Here is a 15,022-nt window from a genome sequence, read left to right as displayed (position 1 = left end):
GGCCGAACTCCCCGACACAATCAGGCCAGATCGCGTCCGCCGGTTTCTTCGAGCATCGTCACGGCGCCGAGCGAAATGACGACGCACGCGATCATGTACCATGCCGGCGCCATCGTATTACCCGTCACCTTGATGAGCCACGCGACGACGAGTTGCGCCGTGCCGCCGAACACCGACACCGCTACCGCATACGCGCTTGCCAGATAGCCTGCGCGCACATGCTTCGGGAAGTTCTCCGGCATGAGCGCATACGCGGGCGCCGAACCCATCGTATAGAAGAACATCAAAAGGACGATCAGACCGGTGACGACTGGCAGCGTCGGAAACTGGTTCATCAACCAGAACGCGGGATACAACAGCGCGATCAGCACCACGCGTCCAAACACGGTCAGCGGCTTTCTACGGCCCATGCGGTCCGACAGCGCGCCCCAGATCGGGCACATGAGCAGCGAGACGCAGGCCGCGCCAATCGAGACCAGCATCGACAGCTTGGGCGGCATCTTCAGATACTGAATCGAGTAGGTCGGGATGTAGTACATCAGCACGTAGGTCGCGACCGTCATGCCCATGATCGCGAAGACGGTCAAAAACCATTTGCGCACGAGGGCCGGTTCGAAGCGCGAGTGCTCCGTTTTGACGGGCTCGTCGTCCACGATATGCCGGCGCAGATACACGCCCACGGGCATGATCAGCGTGCCGGCCAGAAACGGAACGCGCCATCCCCAATCGAGCAGCTCCGGACCGGTCAAATGATAGGTGAGCAACGCAGCCATGCCCGAGCCGAGCAGCGCAGCCGCGCCCTGACTCGCCAGTTGCCAGCTTGCGCGAAAGCCTCGCCCTTTTGCGGAACTCGTTTCCAGCAGCGTCGCGGTGGCCGCGCCAAACTCGCCGCCCTGCGCAAAACCCTGCACGAGGCGCGCTATCACGATCAACGCGGGCGCGGCAATGCCGATCGTCTCGTAGGTCGGCGCGAGACCGATCGCCGCGGAGCCGACCGCCATCAGGAAGATCGTAAGCGTGAGCGCGGCCCGGCGCCCGCGCTTGTCCGCGTAATGGCCGAGCACGAAGCCGCCGACGGGCCTCGCCACGAAACCGATCGCGAACGCTGATAACGCCAGCAGCGTCGACACGACGGGATCTTGCGACGGAAAGAAAAGCTTTGCGATGGTCAGCGCGAAAAAGCTGTAGACCGTGAAATCGAAGAACTCGAGCAGATTGCCGATGACGGCCGCCACAACAATGCGGGTCTGCGAAACCGCAATCGTGCCGGACGACGTAAGAGGCTGGGTTGACATGGTTTAGGTCCTCACCGTAGGTGTATTTATGATGGTTCCGTCTGCGCTTTCTGATGCGCGCTTAGACTTTCGACGCGAGAAACCGCTCGACCAGCCGCGTCCAGAATGCGGCGCCGACGGTCAGGTTGTCGTCATTGAAGTCGTACTTCGCGTTGTGCAGCATGGGCGTGTCCTTGCCATTGCCCACGCGCAGGAAGCAGCCAGGCTTCTCTTGCAGGTAATAGGCGAAGTCCTCGCTGCCCGCGATCGGACCAAAGCCGTCGACCACGCGTTCGTCGCCCACCAGTTCTCGTGCGACCTGTAACGCGAATTCAGTCTCCGGCGCGCTATTGACGAGCACCGGGTAGCCCGGCACATAGTCGATATCGACGCTGGCGCCGTGCGCTTGCACATGCGCGTTGGCGAGCGCACGGATGCGTGCTTCGAGCAGCTTGCGCACCTCGGGATCGAACGAGCGCACGCTCAACTGAAGGCGCGCCGTTTCGGGGATCACATTGGGCGCGTGTCCCGCATTGAACGCACCGATCGTGACCACGGCGGGCTGCATGGGATCAATGTTGCGTGACACGACGGTTTGCAGCGCCGTCACGAGTCCTGCGCCGATCACGAGCGGATCGGTGGCGAGATGGGGGCGGGCAGCGTGACCGCCGCGGCCGTGGATCGTGATGTCGACGCTATCGCATGCGGCCATGAACGGACCGCTGCGGAACATGAACGTGCCCGCCGGTGCGCCGGGATGGTTGTGCAGGCCGAAAATGGCTTCGCAGGGGAAGCGCTCGAACAGACCGTCGGCGATCATGCGTTGCGCGCCGCTATCCGAGCCGATTTCCTCAGCGGGTTGGAAGACGAGATGGACGGTTCCGTCAAAGCGGCGCGTGCGCGCCAGATGCCGCGCTGCGCCAAGGACCATCGCCGTGTGACCGTCGTGACCGCATGCGTGCATCTTGCCCGGGTGAACGCTGGAATAGGGCAGGCCCGTGGCCTCGGTGATGGGCAGGGCGTCCATATCGGCGCGTACCGCAACGGCCCGCGACCCCGTTCCCGACTTGAGCGACGCGACCATGCCCGTTCCGCCCAGGCCACGTGTCACTTCGTAGCCCCAACTTTCGAGCGCTTCAGCGACAAGATCCGATGTCTGGAACTCCTGGTAAGCCAGTTCAGGGTGCTGGTGCAAACGATGACGAATGCCGCGCAGTTCATCGTTCAGATCGCTGGTTTCGTCGAGCGTGCAAAAGTGCTGGGTATTGGGCATTGGATTGACGTGCATATGGAAAGCGAAGCGTCAGTATTTCGCTGCAAAAACGTGCGATCAATGACGTATTTCGGTCGATAATGTTGACTTCAATGTCAACAGTCCGGAAAGCATGTCAACCGATACCGATATCCTTCAGACAGGCGCCCTGAATCCGCGCGGCCTGCGCTATCTGCATGAAATCGCCGTGCATGGTGGCGTGCGGGCGGCGGCGGACGCGCTCGGCATCAATGCGTCGGTGATCAGCCGGCAGGTGACGCAACTGGAGCGCGCGCACGGTGTAGCGCTGCTCGAGCGGCAGGGCCGGCGCGTGACGCTCACGGAAATCGGCCTGAGTCTCGTCGATCACTTTCGTGAAAGCCGGCGCCGCGACGCGGAGATGCTGGTGCAACTGGAGGATTATCGGGGGCTGCGGCGCGGACGGATCGGCATTGGGTGCGGCGAGGGATTCGTCGGCAATCTGATGGCGATCGTGCTCGAGCGTTTTAGCGCGCAGTTTCCGGATATCGTCGTCGATCTGCATACGGGCGCGACGTCCGAAATTATCGCGATGGTTCGCAACGATGAGGTGGATCTTGGCTTATGCGCGGGCGGGGCGAAGGACCCGGCGATACGTTCGCGCACGTTTCGCGCCGCGCCGTTCTGCGCGTTCGTGAGCCCGCGTCATCCGTTGGCGGGACTGCAGCGTATCCGCTTCGAGCAGCTTGCCGATGCCCGCCTGATTTTCATGCCGCCGCGTTTCGGCGTTCAACAGTATGTCGACTCGATCATTCGCGCAGAGCGGCTCAGCCTGACACCGGCTTACCGGTGCGATATGTTCGCCGCGGCGCAGGCGAAAGTTGATGAACGGAGGGAGGGATTTGGTGGGTGTCATTGGCAGCGCTTCTGTAATTTGACATAAGATAAATTATCAACACAACTGGTATGTTTTAGAGTGTTGCGTTTTCTGGCCGTGCCAACTCGCAACATCAAGGCTCACGGCCGGATTGCGCGCAACAGAAACGGCCACGCAAGCGACGCAACAGTTCTCGCTGCCTTTTCCTTGCAAAACATCACACAAGCCTCAACAAACGCTGACATTGGCCGTTAGTTTCGTCGCGCAACACCTCGCCGTAGGTGCCAAGAATCAACAGTCTGGCTGTAGCAGCTTTATGTAAATGTCCGGTTCTAGCCAAGTTCAAATCAGCTACCGTGCCATCTGTAGATCCGCCATCGTCGCGGCAAGAAAACGCGCGGCTTCACCGCCCGTGACGACCCGATGGTCGAATGTCAGACTCAGCGGCAAGATCCGATGCACGGCGGGCACGCCGGCGGCCGCCACGACCTGTTCGTGAATGCGCCCGGCGCCGAGAATCGCGACCGTAGGCGGCACAACGATGGGAGCCGCATATTTACCGGCGATCATGCCGAAATTCGACAGCGTGATCGTATTGCCGCGCAGTTCTTCCGGCGGGATCTTGCGCCCCCGGATGTCGGCACGCATCCGGTCGAGCCCGCCGCGCAGATCGGCCGGGTCGCGTAACGCGACGTTGCGCAACACCGGGACGAAGAGGCCATCCGGCAGATCGACGGCGATGCCAAGATCGATTTTCTCCAGCACGCGGCGCCGCCCCGTATGTCCGTCGAACCAGGCGTTAAGCCCCGGTTCGGCCCGGCATCCTGCCACCAGTGCACGGATCAGGCGAATCGTGACATCGGTATCGGGTGGCCACGCATTAATGTCGGCATCGTCGATAACGGTTGCCGCTGCTACCTCGCTGTGCGCGCGCGCCATGTTCTGCGCCATTGCACGCCGCACGCCGCGCAGCACTTCGGGCGGCCCGAGCTCGGCGAGTATCTTCGCGGCGCGCTGCACGTCTGCCGCTGTGATAACACCTTCCGGACCCGATGGCGTCACCATCGCCAGATCGACATCCAGCTTGCGCGCGAGCGCCCTCGCCGCCGGGATCGCCTTGATCACGCCAGCACCCGCCCCCATGCCGCCGCCAGGCGCCGCCGGCGCGTCCTGCACTACATGCTGGCCGACCTCCATATGGCCGACCACGGTGCCGGCATCGGCTTCGTCGCCCTCTCCTTCGAATGCGGCAAGCGGCGCGCCCAGATGCACGACGTCGCCCGGCTGACCGAACAGCTTCGCGATACGGCCGGATTGAGGCGACGGAATCTCGACGATCGCTTTCGCCGTTTCGACCGACAACAACGGTTGATCCGCGCGAATCTCGTCGCCGCTCTTGACGTGCCACTCGACGATCTCCGCTTCCTGCAAGCCTTCTCCGAGATCGGGCAGTTTGAAGACTTTCATGGCTTCACGACGCCTCCAGAGTCTGCCTGACCGCGGCAACGATGCGCTCCGTGCCTGGCATATATTGATTCTCAAGTCTGTACAGCGGCACCACCACGTCATATCCGGTGACGCGCTGCACCGGCGTGAGCAGCGAGTACAGTCCACGCTCGGCGATATTGGCGGCAATCTCCGCGCCCACCCCTCCGGTGCGCGAGCCCTCGTGCACGATCACACAGCGTCCGGTTTTCGCTACCGACGCGAGAATGGTGTTCATGTCGAGCGGTTTGAGCGTCGCCACGTCGATCACCTCGGCCATCACGCCTTCCTGCGCAAGCAGTTCGGCTGCGGCCTGCACGTCCTGCAATGCTCCCCCCCAACTCACCAGGGTGACGTCCGACCCATCGCGCAGCGTGAAGCAACTGTCGAGCGGCAGTGCTTCGCCGTTGTCCTCCACCGGCTGTCTGAAGAGCCGGTATAGTCGCGTCGGTTCGAAGAAGATCACCGGGTCCGGGTCGCGCATCGACGCGAGCAGCAAGCCGTATGCGCGTGCAGGAGACGATGGCGTCACGACGCGCAATCCGGGGATATGGGTGAACAACGCTTCAGGGCTTTCGGAATGATGCTCCGGCGCGTGAATCCCTGCGCCGCACGGCGCACGGATCACTAGCGGACACGTCAGCCGTCCGCGGGTTCGATGCCGCAGACGCGACGCGTGATTCAGAATGTGATCGATGGCCGGATAGATGAACCCGCTGAACTGGATCTCCACGACCGGCTTCAGGCCCATCGCCGCCATGCCGATCGCGGTGCCGGCGATCGCGGTTTCAGCCAAAGGCGTATCGATCACCCGCTCTACGCCGAATCGCGCCTGTAACCCGACCGTCGCGCGGAACACGCCGCCGTTCACTCCGATATCCTCGCCGAGCAGCACGACGGCTGGATCGTGCGCCAGTTCGTAGGCGAGCGCCTGATTGAGCGCTTCGACCATGTTGAGATCAGCCATGGCGATTCCCCACAGCAGGCGCAAATCGCTGCGCCATCGCCAGTTGCTCACGCATCGCCAACGGCAAGCTCTCGTACAGATGATCGAACATCGCGGAGGTATCCGGCGGTGGTACCACCAGATACGCGTCGACGGCCTGCTCGACCTGCGCAAGGCACGCGCGGCCGAGTTGCTCGTCCTGCGCCTTGTCCCAGACGTTTAAGCGCATCAGGTAAGTGCGCAAGCGCAGCAACGGTTCGTACGCCCATTGTTTGCTGAGGACCTCGGCGTCGCGATAGCGCGTCGCGTCATCGGCTGTCGTGTGATCGCCAAGGCGGTAGCTGAGCGCTTCGATCAGCGTCGGGCCATCGCCCCGGCGAGCCTTGGCGAGCGCCGCGTGGACCACATGGTGCACCGCGATCACGTCGTTACCGTCGACCTGCAGTCCATCGATTCCCGCAGCGATCGCTTTTTGCGCGAGCGTTTGTGTAGCGCTTTGGCGGCTGCGTGGCACCGAGATCGCCCACTGGTTGTTATTGACCACAAGGACAAGCGGCGCCTGCCAGACGCCGGCCATGTTCATTGGTTCGTAGAAATCGCCTTTGGACGTGCCGCCGTCGCCGAATATCGCCACCGCGACGCGCGGTTCGTGACGCAGCAGGAACGCGTAGGCCGCGCCGGCGGCATGGCACACCTGCGTGCCGATCGGCACACAGTTCGGGAAGTCGTCGCGCGGCACGCTGAAATCGCTGCCGCGTTCGTCGCCGCCCCAATACAGCAGACTTTCCGTCATCGTGACGCCGCGCAGCAATTGCGCGGCGTGATCGCGATAGGAAGGAAACAGCACGTCGTCGGGCTGCATCGCGCTGGCGACGCCGACGCCGATCGCCTCCTGTCCAACCGACGACGCGAAGGTGCCGAGCTTGCCGGTTCGCTGCAGTGCAACTGCCTTCGTGTCGAACGCGCGTGTCAGCACCATCGCGCGATAGAGCGGAATCAGCGCCGCCGGGTCCCGTGCAAACGCAGGCAGCGGTTGAGCAGGCTCGCCGTCGGGGCCGAGGTATTGCGTGTAGCCGATATGAAAACTGGCAACCGTGGTCATGATCGCCCTCCACGTTCATTCGGATATCGTATACGCGTCGGAGTTCGCTCGCACGAGCGCTACCGTACGAACACTGCTGTGCTCGTGTATTCAAACCCGCCATGCACCGCTATCGCTGAGGAGAGTGCCATGACGCTTACGATCACATCGCAAGCCTTCCAGCAGAACGGAGAGATTCCTCCGCAACATACCTGCCAGGGCGCCGATGTTTCCCCGCCGCTCGCGTGGTCCGGCGTGCCCGCGAACGCAAAAAGCCTGGCGCTGATCGTCGACGACCCTGACGCGCCGGACCCGGCCGCGCCGAAAATGACCTGGGTACACTGGGTGCTCTACAACATCCCGCCGACGGCAACCGGGCTGCCCGAGGGCGCCGCTGCAGGGAGCTTGCCAGGCGGCACGCTCGAAGGCACGAACGACTTCCGGCGTGCCGCTTACGGCGGCCCGTGCCCGCCCGTGATGCGGTAACCAATCCGCGGATATAAGTGCGATCCACCGTCGAGACTTACTGCTACGCCGCCCTCAGGAAATTCTCGCGCCTATGAAAGGAAAGCGACGAAAACCGATCCCGATTGACACGGAAAGTCATATCAGTCCTTCGACCTAATGCCGGCCTTGCCTCGGAGACTCACCCTGGTCATAAAGAAGACGCTCGGCCTCCTGATCCCCCGATCGGCATTCTCAGCGAGTGATCCATATGAGGCGTGCTTCCGTCTTCGCGCCTGATGCGATCGCGTTCGACCATATTTCCGCGTCCTGATCGCGGGCAAAGGGCCACCGCAAAACCGGGGCCATAGTCAGCGAACGTCGTCCACACGAAACAAATGTAATCATCTGTTAATGCCGCGCGCCGCAGCCTTTTTTGACGACGGAAGCGCCGTTCCGTTTTGGTACGATCCCGGCTTTTCCGCCAGCGCCCCGCCACCGTGAATCGCCGATATTTATCGTTGTTTCGTGACCATTGCGCACGGTGGCTCGCCCGCATCCAACCGCTGGCCGCCGCCGGCAGCACGATAGCCATACTCGTTTTCAGCAGCGCGCTGCGCCGCCTTCGCCACCCAACGCGACGGGGCATCGCGCTGACACTCGCCGCGTTGCCGGCGTTCTTCCTGCTGTACGTGCTTGCGCTCGTGCCATTTACGCCGGGCATCGGCGACATCCGCAAAGCCCGCATCGATCGGCCAGCGTTGATCGTGTCGGCCGACGGCAAACTGCTCGAGGAATTCAAGCCAGTCAATCGCGAGTGGGTGTCGCTCAAACAGATCTCGCCGTACATGTTGGATGCATTGATAGCGACCGAAGACCGCCGCTTCTACGAGCATCACGGCATCGACTGGAAGCGCACCGCGTCGGCCGCACTGCATACGTTCTCCGGCGATCGGCAGGGAGGCTCGACGATCACGCAGCAGCTCGCGCGCAACCTGTATCCCGACGAAATCGGCCGCGCGCCGACCCTCACGCGCAAGCTTAAGGAAGCGATCACGGCGTTCAAGATCGAAGCTGTGTACAGCAAGGATCAGATCCTCGAGACGTACCTGAACACGGTGCCGTTCCTGTACAACGCCTATGGCGTGGAAATGGCCGCACGCACCTACTTTGGCAAATCGGCCGATCAGCTCGACATCCTCGAAAGCGCGACGCTCGTCGGCATGCTGAAGGCCAACAGCGCCTACAACCCGGTGCTCAATCCCGAGCGCGCGTTGCAGCGGCGAAACACAGTGCTCGGGCAGATGAACAGGTACGGGAAGCTCAAGGTCGACGCTTACAGCTGGTTGAAGCGACAACCGCTTAACGTCAATTTCGAGTTGCAGACCGCGTCACCGGGCGCCGCGCCTCATTTCTCGGCGCAATTGCGCAAGTGGCTGATCGCATGGGCCGGTCGCAATGGCTATAACATCTATGCCGACGGGCTGGTCGTGCGCACGACCATCGATTCCCGCCTGCAGGCGATGGCGACGCAGGCGATGAACTGGCAGACGAACCAGTTGCAATCGATCGCGAACGACGCATGGAGCGAACGCACGGGCTGCTGGCCGGGCAACGACCTGTTCCAGACATTCATTCGGCAGACGGCCGACTACCGCGCCGCACGTGATGCTGGTCAATCGGATCCGACCGCGCTCAGGAAGCTCGGCACGAACCCCACGTTCGTTCGCGCGCTCTGCCGGAGCAAGACGCAGATCCAGGCGGGGTTTGTCGCGATCGATCCGCGCAACGGAGATATCAAGGCATGGGTCGGCAGCCGCGACTTCAGTGGCGAGCCGTTCGATCACGTGCAGCAGGCGCGGCGCCAGCCCGGTTCGACGTTCAAGCCGTTCGTCTACGGCGCGGCTTTTGCGGACGGCGCGCGGCCGAACGATACGATCGTCGACCGGAACGTCGCCATTCCGCTGACCGGGCATGCGAGCTGGCGGCCTACCGACGCGGAACCGCCGACCGGCCGACCGATGACGCTGCGCGACGCGCTTGTATATTCGCGCAACCGTGTCACGGCTCAGCTCATGCAAAAGGAGGGCCCCGAGAAGGTCGCACAGCTCGCGCGTGCGATGGGCGTGCGCGAGAGTCCGCTCGAAGCAGTGCCGTCGCTCGCGCTCGGCACGAGCCCCGTCACGCTCAAGGAAATGGTCTCGGCGTACAGCACGATCGCGAACCGCGGCGCCTATCTCGAACCGCGCATGGTCACGCGCATCGAGGATCACGACGGCAAGGTGCTCGCCGAATTCGCGAGCGCATCGCCGGAACAGGCACTGCCCGCTGGCGCCGCGGAAACACTCGTCGACGTGATGCGCGACGTCGTTAACCGGGGCACCGGCGCAGGCATCCGGACGCGCTTCGGGATTCGCGCCGATGTGGCCGGCAAGACGGGCACGACGCAGGACAACACGGATAGCTGGTTCATCCTGATGCATTCGCAACTGGTTGCAGGCGCATGGGTAGGTTTCGACGATGCACGTGTGACGCTCGGCAACGACTATTGGGGCGCGGGCGCGCACAGCGCCTTACCGATGGTGGGCGCGTTCTATGACATGGCGCTGCGCGCGAGGGTCATCGATCCGGATGCACAGCTCGGCCCCGAGACCCGGCCGCCCCGCACGGTCCATGCGCGACGGCATCGACACTTCCTCTTCTGGAGCTTCTGATGTCGTCGCTGGCGGACGCGACATTCGCATTCGCCGATGCCGCCGACGCAGCATCTCAATCCGAGGCAGCCGGTAGTAGCCCGCTGACCGATTTCTCGATCTGGATCGCTCGACCGAAGCCTACGCCCCTAACCGCGCAAGCCTGGCGCCTTGCGATGTCGAAACGATCCGTTGCGGCACATGGGCAAAGCTCTCTTTGCATTTGCTGAAATGTGTTTGCATACTGCTTTTTGCGCGTGAGACGGAATGCGCCGAACACTGCTGAGAATGCCGATCCGGGGATCAGGAGGCCGAGCGCCTCCGCCCTGACCAGGGTGAGTCTCGGGGGCAAGGCCGGCATTAGGGGCTCTGGTGCAAATAGCGCGGGGGCAAATTGGTTAAGGTGTCGGTCTGAACGAATTGAGAACCGCCGATGAGCAAGTTGAAGAGTCTGGACAAACTGTTCGCGGGCCGTCATTTTGATCGCGATGTGATCATTCTGTGTGTTCGCTGGTACCTGCGCTACAAGCTTAGCCTGCGCGATCTTAATCAGTGTATGTGTGTTGGTCCGTCTGGCGTCAGCCAAACGTGAATACGTAGGCGTCGACGCCCGCGTCCAAGAACTCGATCGTGAAAGTGTGATCCTTGACCTCGCCGGTCTGCCGCACGAGTTGATAAAGGCGCTGCCCCGTCACGGTTCCGCTGCCGTCCGGGGCGACGTCCGTGCCATGTGCGTCGCCAGGCGCCGCACCGTCGATGCTGACGCGAAAACGAACCGGCTTGCCGTCAGTTTCTGGTCCAAGCACCAGATGCAGATCACGCGCATGAAAGCGGTAGACGATACGTCCAGACGCTTGCGCGAGCGTCGCGTATTCGGCATCGACCTTCCACGTGCCGGCGAGCCCCCATTCATTCAAGGCCGGCCGCGAGGGTTCGGTGTACCTAAAAGGCTGATTGTGCGTTTCACCGCCGGCTGAAGCAAAATTCTCCGCCTGCAGGTAGCCGATATAGGTTTCCTGCGACCGCAGATCGTCGCCGTCGGCCGCCGCTTGCGCGCCCCCTACCCTTGCGTTCAGGAGACCCGTCGCGATCTTTGCTGCGCCTGGGTGACCCGCTTCGGCGAGTAGCTGCTGGAGGACGCTTTCTGACTGCGCATAGCCGCCCTCGCCGAATTGGTGGTAGCGGATTTGCCCTTGCGCGTCGACAAAATAGTATGCCGGCCAGTACTGGTTGCCCAGCGAGCTCCAGATCGCGGAGTGATTGTCGATCGCGACGGGGTAATCGATGCCGAGATCATGCGTAGCCCTCTTCACGTTGTCGATATTGTGTTCAAACGCGAATTCGGGCGTATGCACGCCAATCACGACGAGACCCTGATCCTTGTATTTCTGTGCCCACGCTTTCACATACGGCAGGGTGCGCAGGCAGTCGATGCACGAGTAAGTCCAGAATTCGACCAGCACAACTTTGCCGCGCAGGCCCTGCACGGTATGCGGCGGCGAGTTCAACCATTGAACCGCACCGTCCAGCGTGGGCAGCACGCCTTCGACGGGCAGCGGCGCCGCGTTTTCCGCGGCAGCGTTGTCCACTGCGATCGCATTGGCGGGTTTCGAGCGCGGCGATAACCGGTCGATTAGCCGCTGTTCAAGGCCACTCGTGCTAATGGTCGATACGCGTGTCAATACGCCGGTATCGAGGCCGAGCGCAATGGCCGCCACGCCGCACAGCATCGCCGCGCCGATCCCACGGCGGATCCACTCGCCGGCACCCAGCGAGCGTTTCATTGCCGCAAACACCCGGCCGCCGAGCAACAGCGCCACGGCCAGGGAGCTTGCCGCTCCGGCCGCGTAGCCGATCAGCAGCAGCGTAGTGCCAACACTCGCGCCGTGCAGTGCCGCACCAGTCAGAACAAGACCGAGAATCGGTCCGGCGCATGGCGCCCAAAGCAGGCCGGTGGCGATGCCCAACAGGAATGAGGAGCCTGTGCGAACCTGCTGGCCGTTGCCCTGGGCGAACGTCGAAAGCCGGTTGCCGGCACTCACCAGCGGACGCATCAGATAGTCGGCAAAGCGCGGCAACAGCAGCGTCAGACCAAACACGGCGAGCAGCGCGATCGCAAGCCAGCGGCCGTACTGGTTGGCCTCGGCAACCCAGCCGCCGCCCAGCGCTGCGAGCGTCGCCACGGCGGCGAACGTGAGCGCCATGCCGGTAAGCAGCGGCAGGCCGCTACGCACAAAGGGCTGGTCGGCACGCGCGAAAACGAAGGGCAGCACCGGCAGGATGCATGGGCTGAGGATCGTGAGGACACCACCCAGGTAGGCGAGAACGATGAGTAACATGGTTTGTTGAGCCATTTGTGTTCGTAGGCATCCGGTGCAAGCGGATGCGCCCGCGCGATGCTCGTCATGTGGCAGAACGCTGTGCGACCGTTAAGTGCCTTTGCAGCGCAGTACGGTGTAACGTGCCGGAGTCAGCAACCGGAGTCATTGGTCATCCGCGCGGGGTTTCAAAGTCTTCGGATGATTTGCCGGCGGCTGCGCACCCTGCATGCATCCACGGCGTTATTGACCGAAGTAGACCGGCTTCATGCCGTCATTCGTTGCGGCGTGCGCCGCTACGGGAGCACCGGATGCCGACGAACCGCCGACCGCCCCGCCCATGCCGCTTGCCGCGTCATTTTGCGCAGCCACGCGGGCTTCCGCAGCCTGAATGTCGCTCGGGTAATACGCATCGGCGCTGCGGCCGGGGGTATAACCCGCCTTTTCGAGCTGAACCAGTTCGGCGCGAACTTGCGCACGGGTCACCGGTTGGCTCGACTGGGCGAAAGAGGCGAACGGAGCGACGAGCGCAGTGGCAACGGCAACGGCTTGAATGAGCGATTTCATGATGTGTATCTCCAGAGTGAGTTCAGTGCTGCCAGAAAGACGTCCGGATATCGGGGACCACGAGCCGCAGTCTGGTTGGGACCTGCGAGGTGGAATACATCTGGATTCCGGCGTTGATGCATTGGAACTCGTGGAGGTATCTGGCTTGTGTCGGAAAAGCCGGCCTTTTGCAATGTTGTGTATCACCCCAGCCGGTAGATACATTGCGACACAAATCTCGCTCTGGTTCGCGTTCGCGTTGTGTGGCAGGGCCCAAGCGCCTCTATGGCCCAAACGGGATTGAGTCTAGTGATGAGGATTAGCGCACTAGCTTAAAAAGGTGTGTCGCATCCATCGCACCGCGCGCGGACACGGTTCATGTTTGTATCGCAATGTATCTGCCGGGTACGTTGATACGCGCGCTTACACAAACCGCCCTGCCTCGACACATATGGGGTACATCTGTGCGCTCCAATACGTCCATCGTGCGTTGAACCCGAGTCGCAACGGTTTCCTCGGCAAATTGCAAGTCGGATCCGGCCTCGGTTTCGCAACCGGAAAGCCGGTGGCTTGCCGATGACTCACGTTCTTTACCTATCACCAACCCAATCGGAGTAACCCAGCATGGCCCAAATCGAAAACGTACTGTACACAGGCAAGACCCACACGACCGGTGGTCGCGACGGGGCCGCTCGCAGCTCGGACGGCCGCCTCGACATCAAGCTCTCATCCCCGGGTTCCGCAGGCGGCGGAACTAATCCGGAGCAATTGCTCGGTGCCGGCTGGTCGGCATGCTTCATCGGCGCGATGGGCGCGGCCGCACGCGCCTTGAATGTCCCGCTGCCGGCCGGCACCAGCGTTGATGCCGAGGTTGATCTCGGAACCACTAACGGCGCCTATTTCATCCAGGCGCGTCTGAACGTGAGCCTTCCCGGCCTGGCGCGTGACGTTGCTCAGGCGCTGGTCGAACGGGCGCATCAGACCTGCCCGTATTCCAAGGCTACGCGCGGCAACGTGGATGTTTCGATCACACTCGTCTAAACCGGATGGACGGCTCGCGGCAAATTGTTCTAGCCAATGTATTGCATACGCGTTTTCAAATCAGAAGCGCAACACCCTGACTTGCACAAGGTGTTGCCATGAAAGAACGATAGCAATAACTCCAGCCTGAAAAGTGCCTGACAATTGCCGTCTGCGACTGCAGGGTTTAAGCGTCCAGATTACTGCCCGCATCCTTGGCCGCTGGCCTTTAACCGTAAGCCACGCACTGGCTCAGCGCGCAGACCCCGGATCTCGAAGAGGTTCGGCCAGCGCTCGTTCGTATCGTCAACGACGGCATACGCGCCAACGACGTCATCGACCGGATTCGCGCACTCGTCAAAAAGGCGCCCGCACGAAAAGAGCGTATCGTGGTCAATGAGGCGATTCGCGAGGTTGTCGCGTTGATCCGCGCCGAAGCGACAAAGCATGGCATCTCTGTAGAAACCCGCCTGGATGATGCGCTGCCGTTCGTTCATGGAGACCGGGTAAAGTTTCAACAGGTGATGCTGAATCTGATGATGGGCAAAAATAGTCTTGCACATACGGCAAGGCGGCCGTACTGAGACTCTTCGATCGCTACCTGCCAGTGTGGTTGAAAGCCTCTATCAGATACTGAATCCGGAATCGGATGCCAATCCGTTCCGAATCTCATACACGCTGGCGGGTCTTCATACGTTCGTGTTGATGCTTCATCAGGGACTACGCCGAGGCGAGCTGTTGCTGCTGACTGCGGATGCCATCAAGAGCAGCCATGACCGTAAGTTCGATCGGACACGGTACTGGCTGGATGTCCGACAGAATGGATATGAAGAAGCAGACGGCGATAGCCGCTACTCGAAACCCAGCATCAAGACCATCCATTCGATCAGGCAGATTCCTGTCAGCGACGCGACTGCCCGCCTCGTGCCGGTCTATTGCGAAAATTGTCGAGACCGGCCTTTCCATTCGTTCATGCTGAATGCCCAGACTGGCGGCCCTCTATTCACCGAGTCGCTGAAAAGATCGTTGCATTGATATCGAAAGCGCTGCCCTCCGAGATACGGCAGGAACTTTACGATCGCACCGGGAAAAGGACGGTGACGTGCC

Annotated in this window: 12 protein-coding genes and 2 pseudogenes; 7 read left to right on the top strand and 7 right to left on the bottom strand. The window is 62.0% G+C overall.

Annotation, left to right across the window (positions count from 1 at the left end; all coding sequences use genetic code 11):
- Nucleotides 1-20: 20 nt before the first annotated feature.
- Both M0D64_RS30640 and M0D64_RS30635 read right to left on the bottom strand, forming a co-directional pair.
- A complete protein-coding gene (locus M0D64_RS30640; RefSeq protein WP_266260526.1) occupies nucleotides 21-1,295 on the bottom strand; it encodes an MFS transporter in 1,275 nt (424 codons plus the stop codon).
- A gap of 61 nt (nucleotides 1,296-1,356) precedes the next feature.
- Entirely contained in the window at nucleotides 1,357-2,547 is a 1,191-nt protein-coding gene (locus M0D64_RS30635) for a M20 aminoacylase family protein (protein WP_266260525.1), read from the bottom strand.
- Nucleotides 2,548-2,659: 112 nt separating this feature from the next.
- On the opposite strand from M0D64_RS30635, the gene M0D64_RS30630 reads away from it, so the two are divergent.
- Complete coding sequence (locus M0D64_RS30630; protein WP_266260524.1) at nucleotides 2,660-3,448, top strand: LysR family transcriptional regulator; 789 nt, start codon at nucleotides 2,660-2,662, stop codon at nucleotides 3,446-3,448.
- A 285-nt stretch (nucleotides 3,449-3,733) separates the two neighbouring features.
- On the opposite strand, the gene M0D64_RS30625 is transcribed toward M0D64_RS30630, so the two are convergent.
- The 3 genes from M0D64_RS30625 to pdhA are packed head-to-tail and all read right to left on the bottom strand — an operon-like array spanning nucleotide 3,734 to nucleotide 6,915.
- Nucleotides 3,734-4,849: a dihydrolipoamide acetyltransferase family protein gene (locus M0D64_RS30625; protein WP_266260523.1), complete on the bottom strand. Its 1,116-nt coding sequence runs from the start codon at nucleotides 4,847-4,849 to the stop codon at nucleotides 3,734-3,736.
- A gap of 4 nt (nucleotides 4,850-4,853) precedes the next feature.
- Nucleotides 4,854-5,834: an alpha-ketoacid dehydrogenase subunit beta gene (locus M0D64_RS30620; protein ID WP_266260522.1), complete on the bottom strand. Its 981-nt coding sequence runs from the start codon at nucleotides 5,832-5,834 to the stop codon at nucleotides 4,854-4,856.
- Nucleotides 5,827-6,915 carry a pyruvate dehydrogenase (acetyl-transferring) E1 component subunit alpha gene (gene pdhA, locus M0D64_RS30615; protein ID WP_266260521.1) on the bottom strand — a complete coding sequence of 363 codons (1,089 nt, stop codon included), beginning with the start codon at nucleotides 6,913-6,915 and terminating at the stop codon, nucleotides 5,827-5,829. The genes M0D64_RS30620 and pdhA overlap by 8 nt, the downstream gene beginning before the upstream one ends.
- Nucleotides 6,916-7,044: 129 nt before the next feature.
- Between pdhA and M0D64_RS30610 the strand changes: the two are divergent.
- The 3 genes and pseudogenes from M0D64_RS30610 to M0D64_RS30600 all read left to right on the top strand — a co-directional run.
- A pseudogene (locus tag M0D64_RS30610) lies at nucleotides 7,045-7,371 on the top strand (YbhB/YbcL family Raf kinase inhibitor-like protein); the annotation flags it as partial.
- A 488-nt stretch (nucleotides 7,372-7,859) separates the two neighbouring features.
- Nucleotides 7,860-10,052 (top strand): penicillin-binding protein 1A, encoded by a 2,193-nt coding sequence (locus M0D64_RS30605; RefSeq protein ID WP_266260519.1) that lies wholly within the window; start codon nucleotides 7,860-7,862, stop codon nucleotides 10,050-10,052.
- A gap of 412 nt (nucleotides 10,053-10,464) precedes the next feature.
- A pseudogene (locus M0D64_RS30600) lies at nucleotides 10,465-10,590 on the top strand (IS6 family transposase); the annotation flags it as partial.
- 19 nt (nucleotides 10,591-10,609) lie between these two features.
- On the opposite strand, the gene M0D64_RS30595 reads toward M0D64_RS30600, so the two are convergent.
- Together M0D64_RS30595 and M0D64_RS30590 are read right to left on the bottom strand one after the other, a co-directional pair.
- Nucleotides 10,610-12,370, bottom strand: coding sequence for a cytochrome c biogenesis protein DipZ (locus tag M0D64_RS30595; protein WP_266260569.1), 1,761 nt, complete (start codon nucleotides 12,368-12,370; stop codon nucleotides 10,610-10,612).
- Nucleotides 12,371-12,592: 222 nt separating this feature from the next.
- Nucleotides 12,593-12,916 carry a DUF4148 domain-containing protein gene (locus M0D64_RS30590; RefSeq protein WP_266260518.1) on the bottom strand — a complete coding sequence of 108 codons (324 nt, stop codon included), beginning with the start codon at nucleotides 12,914-12,916 and terminating at the stop codon, nucleotides 12,593-12,595.
- Nucleotides 12,917-13,519: 603 nt separating this feature from the next.
- On the opposite strand from M0D64_RS30590, the gene M0D64_RS30585 reads away from it, so the two are divergent.
- The 3 genes from M0D64_RS30585 to M0D64_RS30575 all read left to right on the top strand — a co-directional run bounded on the left by M0D64_RS30585 (nucleotide 13,520) and on the right by M0D64_RS30575 (nucleotide 14,950).
- Complete coding sequence (locus tag M0D64_RS30585) at nucleotides 13,520-13,936, top strand: organic hydroperoxide resistance protein (protein ID WP_266260517.1); 417 nt, start codon at nucleotides 13,520-13,522, stop codon at nucleotides 13,934-13,936.
- A 368-nt stretch (nucleotides 13,937-14,304) separates the two neighbouring features.
- Nucleotides 14,305-14,499 (top strand): hypothetical protein, encoded by a 195-nt coding sequence (locus M0D64_RS30580; protein WP_266260516.1) that lies wholly within the window; start codon nucleotides 14,305-14,307, stop codon nucleotides 14,497-14,499.
- A gap of 154 nt (nucleotides 14,500-14,653) precedes the next feature.
- The gene (locus M0D64_RS30575; protein ID WP_266260515.1) at nucleotides 14,654-14,950 is read left to right on the top strand and encodes a hypothetical protein; all 297 of its coding nucleotides are present in this window, start codon (nucleotides 14,654-14,656) and stop codon (nucleotides 14,948-14,950) included.
- Nucleotides 14,951-15,022: the final 72 nt, after the last annotated feature.

Origin of the sequence: Paraburkholderia sp. WS6 (genome assembly GCF_030464835.1) — a bacterium.
GTDB lineage: Bacteria > Pseudomonadota > Gammaproteobacteria > Burkholderiales > Burkholderiaceae > Paraburkholderia > Paraburkholderia madseniana.
This window is presented reverse-complemented; position numbering and strand designations above follow the sequence as displayed.

Bases quoted from the DNA above. Each gene is read 5' to 3' on its own strand.
- M0D64_RS30640 (WP_266260526.1), bottom strand. From the start codon at position 1,295: ATGTCAACCCAGCCTCTTACGTCGTCCGGCACGATTGCGGTTTCGCAG.
- M0D64_RS30635 (WP_266260525.1), bottom strand. From the start codon at position 2,547: ATGCCCAATACCCAGCACTTTTGCACGCTCGACGAAACCAGCGATCTG.
- M0D64_RS30630 (WP_266260524.1), top strand. From the start codon at position 2,660: ATGTCAACCGATACCGATATCCTTCAGACAGGCGCCCTGAATCCGCGC.
- M0D64_RS30625 (WP_266260523.1), bottom strand. From the start codon at position 4,849: ATGAAAGTCTTCAAACTGCCCGATCTCGGAGAAGGCTTGCAGGAAGCG.
- M0D64_RS30620 (WP_266260522.1), bottom strand. From the start codon at position 5,834: ATGGCTGATCTCAACATGGTCGAAGCGCTCAATCAGGCGCTCGCCTAC.
- pdhA (WP_266260521.1), bottom strand. From the start codon at position 6,915: ATGACCACGGTTGCCAGTTTTCATATCGGCTACACGCAATACCTCGGC.
- M0D64_RS30595 (WP_266260569.1), bottom strand. From the start codon at position 12,370: ATGTTACTCATCGTTCTCGCCTACCTGGGTGGTGTCCTCACGATCCTC.
- M0D64_RS30590 (WP_266260518.1), bottom strand. From the start codon at position 12,916: ATGAAATCGCTCATTCAAGCCGTTGCCGTTGCCACTGCGCTCGTCGCT.
- M0D64_RS30585 (WP_266260517.1), top strand. From the start codon at position 13,520: ATGGCCCAAATCGAAAACGTACTGTACACAGGCAAGACCCACACGACC.